Annotated in this window: 6 protein-coding genes and 1 pseudogene; 5 read left to right on the top strand and 2 right to left on the bottom strand. The window is 65.8% G+C overall.

All coding sequences use genetic code 11. From position 1 onward, the window contains the following. Positions 1-807: pseudogene (locus Q0U08_RS15080) on the bottom strand (sensor histidine kinase); the annotation flags it as partial. Positions 808-994: 187 nt separating this feature from the next. Between Q0U08_RS15080 and Q0U08_RS15085 the strand changes: the two are divergent. Continuing rightward, complete coding sequence (locus Q0U08_RS15085; RefSeq protein ID WP_298092316.1) at positions 995-1,462, top strand: Lrp/AsnC family transcriptional regulator; 468 nt, start codon at positions 995-997, stop codon at positions 1,460-1,462. 221 nt (positions 1,463-1,683) lie between these two features. Here Q0U08_RS15085 and Q0U08_RS15090 read toward each other — a convergent pair whose 3' ends face one another. Continuing rightward, entirely contained in the window at positions 1,684-2,985 is a 1,302-nt protein-coding gene (locus tag Q0U08_RS15090; RefSeq protein ID WP_298092317.1) for a hypothetical protein, read from the bottom strand. A 159-nt stretch (positions 2,986-3,144) separates the two neighbouring features. Between Q0U08_RS15090 and yaaA the strand changes: the two genes are divergently transcribed. The 4 genes from yaaA to Q0U08_RS15110 all read left to right on the top strand — a co-directional run. Then, on the top strand, positions 3,145-3,885 hold the full coding sequence (gene yaaA, locus Q0U08_RS15095) for a peroxide stress protein YaaA (RefSeq protein ID WP_298092319.1): 741 nt from the start codon (positions 3,145-3,147) through the stop codon (positions 3,883-3,885). Continuing rightward, the gene (locus Q0U08_RS15100) at positions 3,882-4,571 is read left to right on the top strand and encodes an SDR family NAD(P)-dependent oxidoreductase (protein WP_298092320.1); all 690 of its coding nucleotides are present in this window, start codon (positions 3,882-3,884) and stop codon (positions 4,569-4,571) included. The genes yaaA and Q0U08_RS15100 overlap by 4 nt, the downstream gene beginning before the upstream one ends. Positions 4,572-4,720: 149 nt before the next feature. Beyond that, the gene (gene gyrA, locus Q0U08_RS15105) at positions 4,721-7,471 is read left to right on the top strand and encodes a DNA gyrase subunit A (protein WP_298092322.1); all 2,751 of its coding nucleotides are present in this window, start codon (positions 4,721-4,723) and stop codon (positions 7,469-7,471) included. Next, positions 7,468-7,645 (top strand): DUF952 domain-containing protein (locus Q0U08_RS15110; RefSeq protein ID WP_298092324.1); only part of this gene is annotated, 178 nt, incomplete at its 3' end. The genes gyrA and Q0U08_RS15110, both read left to right, overlap by 4 nt.

Raw genomic sequence — 7,645 nt, forward strand, 5'->3', positions numbered from 1 at the left:
GACCAGGGCCGTTCGCGCGACGCCATCGACCCAGCGGATGACGCCTTGTGCATCGGTTTCAAAGCGGAAGCGGTCTGCTTCGGCTTCTTCGGCGAGCGCGGGCGGAACGAGGCGCGGTTCAGACTCGCGCTGACGATTGAAAGCGTCGATGCGCGCAACCAGATCGGCGATCTCGAAGCGCTGCGGCGGGCCGGCCGGTTCGGGCAGCAGGTCGGCGGCCAGCGGCGCCTCTGCATCGGCGTGAAGGCGAGCGCGGGCGATCAGCGGCAGATCGCGGGCGACATCGCCAAGCGACACGAAAGAACTGTCCGAACGCGGCGTCGCGGGATCAGGGAACGGCGCGGCCGCAGCCGTGACGGCCGCCGGCGTCTCCGCGGGCTGATAGGGCAGGACGAAATCGGTCGGCCCGAAGCTTTCCAATCCGCGACGAACGGCCTGCGACAGATCGCGGCGGTGGCGCAGCACCGATCGTCCCGCCGGCGTCAACCGGGGCAGCAGGGCCAGCCAGTCCTGATCGTCCAGCGTCACCGTGCGCAGCACGGGTCCGTTGATCGCCGGCAAATCCTGCGCAAAAAAAGCGACGAGCGCGACAGGCGGCGCAGTCAGGGCAAGCGCCCGCGCGCTGGCGGCGCGCACGGCATCGGGAACATGGGGGCGCAAGGCATGCAGCCGTTCGATCGCCGCGTCATCGGCGGGCACGCGGCCACGGCCGATCAGATCGACCAACTGGCGCCATGACGACTGCGCACCGAACCCGGTTGCCGTCTCGGCGGAAAGAACCGTCTTCAGGCTGTCGTCGAACCGCACGTGTTAACCCCTTGGCCGGCCTGCCGAGCGCAGCACCGATTTCATGTCCTTACGCACGTCCGATGCCCGGTGCAAAGGCTCAAAATAAGCACGTCGCAATGTGGGACAATTGCGTTTGCCCGCAATTTTCTTATGTATCGACGTTCCAAAGGATTGGGAATGACGAGTATATGTGGAGTTTCGCGTAATGGCCTTCGATCGCATCGACCGGCAAATCCTGGCTTTGCTGCAGGACGACGGTCGGATGACCAATGTCGACCTGGCCGAACGCGTCGGACTGACCGCCCCACCCTGCCTGCGCCGCGTTCGCGCACTGGAGGAGGCGGGCGCAATCCGCGGCTATCATGCGGACCTGGATGCCGCCCGGCTGGGCTTTCCGATCACCGTCTTTGCGATGGTGTCGCTGCGCAGTCAGGCCGAGCATGACCTGGCCGCTTTCGAGAATCACGTCGCGAGCATCCCCGAGATCCGCGAATGCCATATGCTGAACGGTGAAATCGACTTCATCCTGAAGATCGTCGCGTCGGATCTGAAGAGCTTCCAGGAGATCCTGACGACGCATCTGACACCGGCACCCAATGTGGCGAGCGTGAAGACGTCGCTGACGATCCGTACCGCCAAACAGATTTCGGGAATTCCGGTTTCGGTGGATTGAGGCGCCGGGGCCTCTGGGCCCTGTCTCTCGATACGATGAACAGGTCGAATCGTCCCCCGGACGATCCTGAACATGCTGGGAGCATGTTCACCTGTTCATCTCGATACGCAGCTTTGCTGCTACTCGATAGCTACTCGAAACGAACGGAGGTTGGGGGATTGTAGCGCGAGAAAGGGGCAGCCCGTGCGGACCGCCCCTTCTTTCGTTGCAAGGTCAGGCGATCAGGCTGCCTGCGAGTCCAGCCACGCCGTCCAGAAGGCGGCGAGGTCGGCGCGGGGGGCGCCCTTGACGTTGGCGAACGCGGCCTTGGCCTCCGCCTTGTTGCCCTGTGCGGCGAGCGCGATACCGAGACGGGTGTTGACCTCGTCCGCGTTCACGCCGCCCTTTTGCAGTGCGGCGCGGTACAGCTCGACCGCCTTGGCGTAGTTGCCCTGACCGTAATAGGCCTCACCCGTGACGGCGGCGAGCTTGCCGTCGGCAGCGGCGAGTGCCTTCTTCTCGGTCGGTGCCAGCGAGCCTTCAGCCTTGGCCTTGGCCGCCGAGTCCGCAAGCATCGCCTTGGCAGCGCCGTTGCCGGCCGGGATCTTGCCCGACGCGGTGCCTTCGCGCAGCACGGCCTCCGCCTCGGCCGGCAGACCCTTTTCCAACACGTTCTGGGCATATTCCAGATAGTCGTTCTGGTCGGCCAGTGACTTGGACGTGCGCATCAGGCGGAAGAGGTCGATCTTCTGGTTCTTGTCCAGCGTCGCGAGCGAACCGGGCTGGAGACCGTAGATCACCAGCGCATCACGCCAGTTCTTCGAGGTCGGATAGGCCGCGATCCACTTGCGCATCCAGCTCAGCGTTTCCGGCACCATCTTGCGCTGGTTGGACCGCGCGATGGCATAGCGGTAATAATCCTCCGGTGCCTTCTGACCCGACGCGTTGATCTGCTGGATCGCGGCATCCAGATCGGCGTTCGCGCCGGCCACGTCACCGGTCTCCATCTTGGCCTTGACCATCAGGAGCGGCATCTGCGGATCGTTGTAGCCAAGCTGCTTGGCCTGCTGGAACATCTGCAGCGCGACCGGATACTGCTTACCGTTATAGGCGAGCGCACCGCGGCGGAACGCGTAGCGGGCCTTGTCGGCCGGCGGGGTGGAGGCGTTGGCGATCAGCGTATCGAGCGGCTTGGCCAGCACCGTCTCGTCGAGGGGCGCGTTGGGGTTGGCCGCTTGCGCGCCGTACAGCTTGCCCGATTCCAGATCGTAGCGCAGCGCGGCCGCGATATACTTGTCGTCCTCGGTCTTGGCGGCAGCCTCGACCGCGGCGACCGCCGGCTCGGCCGCAGCATAGTCCTTGGCCTGGAGCAGCGGCTGGGCGGTCTGCGCGGCCTTCAAAGCCTCGGGGCTCAGCTTCAGGCCGCCGGCTTCTTCCTTCTTATTCTTGTTTTTCTGCGCCGCGGCGACGGGCTCGGTAACGGCAATCGTGCTGACGCCCGTGGCAAGCACCGCCATCAGTGCCAGCTTCGAGAACATCTTCATGCGGAATCTCTCCTGTTGAGCATCTTGCGCGTGGAAAAGGGGGTAAGGGCGCTTCTAGGGGCTGGCGCCCCCCCGTTCAAGCGAACCACCCCCTTTTGCCGAACGAACGCTGAACGCGGATTGAATAGCGAAGCTCCCGCCTGTAGCGCCGCAACCACCATGATTGCCGTGATTTCGCCCGCCAAGACGCTCGACTATGACACTGCGTTACCCATCGATACCTGCACCCGACCACGTCTGGCCAAGGAGGCGGAGACACTTGCCGCCGCCGCCGCGAAGCTGGGCGCCGACACGCTGGGCAGCCTGATGCGCATCTCGCCCGCGCTGGCGACGCTCAATGCCGATCGCTTTCGCGACTTCGGCGGTGCGGCAGAGCGCCCGGCGATGTTCGCCTTTGCCGGCGACGTTTATACGGGACTGGATGCCTATACGCTGGACGACGCGCAGATCGCGTTCGCGCAGGATCATCTGCGAATGCTGTCGGGTTTGTATGGCCTGCTGCGCCCGCTGGACGCGATGCGCCCCTATCGGTTGGAAATGGGCACACGCTGGGCACCGGGGGGCACGAAACTGACCGACTGGTGGGGAGACCGGATCGCGACCCTGCTGGCGGACGATGTGGCAGCGGAAGGATCGGGAACCGTGCTGAATCTGGCGAGCCAGGAATATTGGCATGCGGTGAAGGGGCGCCTGCCCGCCGACATCCGCGTGATCGCCGTCGACTTTCGCGAAGGCGACCGCTTCGTCAGTTTCCATGCGAAGAAGGCCCGTGGTTCGATGGCCCGGTGGATGGTCGAACACCGGGTTACCGACACCGACGCGATGCGAGGTTTCGATGCGGAGGGTTATGCCTATGACGCAGATGCGAGCAGCGCCGAGCAGTGGACGTTCCGGCGATGAGCGCGAGCCATGCCGTGGTCATCGGCGCATCCGGCGGGATCGGTGCCGCGCTGGTCGAGGCGCTGGGTGACGAGGATATCGCGGTGCGCGGGTTTGCGCGGTCCTTCGTCGGCGCCGATCATATCGACCTGGAGGATGAGGCCAGCATCGTGGCGGCGGCCGCCTCGCTTGGCGCCGCGCCCGATCTCGTGATCGTCGCGACCGGCCTGCTGCATGACGATGCGCAAGGCCCGGAAAAAAGCATCGCGCAACTCGACCCCGCCTGGTTGCACCGGCAATTTGCGGTGAATGCGATCGGGCCGGCCTTGGTCGCCAAGCACTTCCTGCCGCTGATGCCGCGTACCGGCCGCACCGTCTTTGCCGCACTTTCGGCGCGGGTCGGCTCGATCTCCGACAATCGGCTTGGCGGATGGTATGGGTACCGCGCATCCAAGGCGGCGCTGAACCAGTTGGTGCGCACCGCCGCCATCGAGGAGAAGCGACGCAATGACCGGTCGATCGTGGTGGCGCTGCATCCCGGCACCGTCGATACCGCGCTGTCGAAGCCGTTCCAGGGCAATGTTCAGGCCGGGCGGCTGTTCGACACGGGGCGCGCGGCGGTGCAGTTGCTCGACGTGATCGACGGGCTGCGGTTGATCGACAGCGGCAAGCTGTTCGACTGGGAAGGAAAAGAGGTCTCGCCCTGACCGTGACGGGTTGTTCGCGATAGGATTTGCAAGGGCTTAGCCCCTGCCCTGCCCCCTCGCGCGGGTGCGCGTGCGCGGGGGTGGTCAGGCGCCTTCGGAGCGGCTAGGGATGTCGTTTCCCAACTGACACAAGCCTGAAAGTAGCTGCTTTGGCCGACGAGACGATGCTCGCGGAACCCTCCGACATTTCGACGATCTCGATCGTCGACGAAATGAAGTCGAGCTATCTCGACTATGCGATGAGCGTCATCGTGGCGCGCGCCCTGCCTGACGTGCGCGACGGGCTGAAGCCGGTGCATCGCCGCATCCTGTATTCGGCTGCCGAGAGCGGCTTCGTGGCCGGGCGGCCGTATCGCAAGTCGGCACGCATCGTCGGCGACGTGATGGGTAAATATCACCCGCACGGCGACAGCGCGATCTATGACGCGTTGGCGCGCATGGCGCAGGACTGGTCGATGCGCGTGCCGCTGATCGACGGTCAGGGCAATTTCGGATCGATGGACCCCGATCCGCCCGCTGCGATGCGCTATACCGAGGCGCGTCTCGCCAAGGTCGCCAACACGCTGCTGGACGATCTGGACAAGGACACGGTCGACTTCCAGCCCAACTATGACGGTTCGGAGCGCGAGCCGCAGGTACTGCCCGCGCAGTTCCCCAACCTGCTGGTCAACGGCGCCGGCGGCATCGCGGTCGGCATGGCGACCAACATCCCGCCGCACAATCTGGGCGAGGTGGTGAATGCGTGCCTGGCCTATATCGACAATGGCGCGATCACCCTCGAGGAACTGATCGACATCGTTCCCGGCCCCGATTTCCCGACGGGCGCGGTGATCCTGGGTCGTGCCGGTGCGCGCTCGGCCTATAATACCGGTCGCGGCTCGGTGATCGTGCGCTCGCGCTACGAGATCGAGGAAGGGCGCGGCGATCGCCGCTCGATCGTGCTGACCGAGATTCCCTATCAGCAGGGCAAGAACGCGCTGGTCGAGAAGATCGCCGAGGCCGCCAAGGAAAAGCGGATCGAGGGCATCAGCGACATTCGCGACGAATCGAACCGCGAGGGCGTGCGCATCGTCATCGACCTGAAGCGCGACGCGACGCCCGAGGTGGTGCTGAACCAGCTCTGGCGGCACACGCCCGCGCAGTCGAGCTTCGCCGCCAACATGCTGGCGATCCGCGGGGGACGCCCCGAGCTGCTGAACCTGCGCGACATCATCCAGGCGTTCGTCCAGTTCCGCGAGCAGGTGATCACCCGCCGGTCGAAGTTCGAGCTGAACAAGGCGCGCGAGCGGGCGCATATCTTGCTGGGGCTGGTCATCGCGGTGACCAACCTGGACGAGATGGTGCGGATCATCCGCGGATCGTCCTCACCTGCCGCCGCGCGCGAGGCGCTGCTGGCGCGCGAATGGCCGATCGCGGAGATCGCCCCGTACATTCGTCTCGTCGAGGCGGTCGATGTCGAGGTGACGGGCGATAGCTACCGCCTGTCGGACACGCAGGTGCGCGCGATCCTGGACCTGCGCCTCCACCGGCTGACCGCGCTGGGGCGCGACGAGATCGGCGAGGAGTTGCAGGGGCTGGCGGCGTCGATCGCCGAATTGCTGGAGATCCTGGCCAACCGCGCCAAGCTGTACGCGGTGATGCGCGGCGAGCTGGTGGCGGTGCGCGACCAGTTCGCGACGCCGCGCCGCTCCGAGATCGCCGCTGCCGCCGATGGCATCGATGACGAGGACCTGATCGAGCGCGAGGACATGGTCGTGACCGTGACCATGCAGGGCTATATCAAGCGGACCTCGCTCGACAGCTTCCGTGCGCAGAACCGCGGCGGCAAGGGTCGCTCCGGCATGGCGACGAAGGACGAGGATGTCGTCACGCAGTTGTTCGTGACGTCGACGCATACGCCGGTGCTGTTCTTCTCCACGCATGGCAAGGTTTATCGCTACAAGGTCTGGCGTCTGCCCGAGGGTGGCCCCGCGACGCGCGGGCGGCCGATGGTCAACCTGCTGCCGCTGGCGCCGGGCGAGACGATCTCGACGGTGCTGCCGCTGCCCGAGGATGAGGCGGAATGGGGTGCGCTGCACGTCATGTTCGCCACCGCCAAGGGCGCGGTGCGCCGCAACTCGATGGATGCGTTCACCAACGTGCCGTCGAACGGCAAGATCGCGATGCGGTTCGAGGAGGAGAGCGAGGACCGTCTGATCGGCGTGGCGCTGCTGGGGGCGGGCGACGACGTGCTGCTCGCCACGCGCTGCGGCAAGGCGATCCGCTTCGCGGCCGACGACGTGCGCGAGTTCCAGAGCCGTACCGCAACCGGCGTGCGCGGCATCGCGCTGAAGGGCGAGGACGAGGTGATCTCGCTGTCCGTCCTCCACCGGGTCGGCACCACCTCCGAGGAGCGTGAGGCGTATCTGCGCTTCGCCCCCTGGAAGGGCGAGAAGGAAGGCGAGCCGGAACTGCCGCCCGAGCGGTACGAGGAACTGCGCGCCGCCGAGCAGTTCATCCTGACGGTATGCACCAACGGCTATGGCAAGCTGAGTTCGGCCTATGAATATCGCCGCACCGGTCGCGGCGGCCAGGGCATCACCAACATCGACAATATCGCGCGCAACGGCGATGTCGTCGCCAGCTTCCCCGCGACCAAGGGGCACCAGTTGATGCTGGTGACCGATCAGGCCAAGCTGATCCGCATGTCGCTGGCCAGCTTGCGCGTCATCGGCCGTGGATCGGCGGGCCTGCGCCTGTTCAACGTGGCCGCCGACGAGCATGTCGTGTCGGCGGCGCGGATCGAGGAAACCGAGGACGAGGCGGAGGCCAATCTGGCGGACGAGACCCCGGTGCTGGATCCGCAGGACGACGCGACCATCGGCGACGACCTGAGCGAAGGCCCGGAGGATGGCGAATGACGACGCCTACCACCGCATACAAGGTGCTGACCGCCGAGCAGATGACGGTGCTGGAGGCGGACGGCGTCTTCACCGGCGCCCCCGTCGACCGGCAGGACGGCTACATCCACCTGTCCACTGCCGCGCAACTGACCGAAACGGTAGACAAGCATTTCGCCGGGCAGAGCGACCTGC

The organism is uncultured Sphingomonas sp. (assembly GCF_946477935.1).
Classification (GTDB): domain Bacteria; phylum Pseudomonadota; class Alphaproteobacteria; order Sphingomonadales; family Sphingomonadaceae; genus Sphingomonas.

Bases quoted from the DNA above. Each gene is read 5' to 3' on its own strand.
- Q0U08_RS15100 (WP_298092320.1), top strand. From the start codon at position 3,882: ATGAGCGCGAGCCATGCCGTGGTCATCGGCGCATCCGGCGGGATCGGT.
- yaaA (WP_298092319.1), top strand. From the start codon at position 3,145: ATGATTGCCGTGATTTCGCCCGCCAAGACGCTCGACTATGACACTGCG.
- Q0U08_RS15085 (WP_298092316.1), top strand. From the start codon at position 995: ATGGCCTTCGATCGCATCGACCGGCAAATCCTGGCTTTGCTGCAGGAC.
- Q0U08_RS15090 (WP_298092317.1), bottom strand. From the start codon at position 2,985: ATGAAGATGTTCTCGAAGCTGGCACTGATGGCGGTGCTTGCCACGGGC.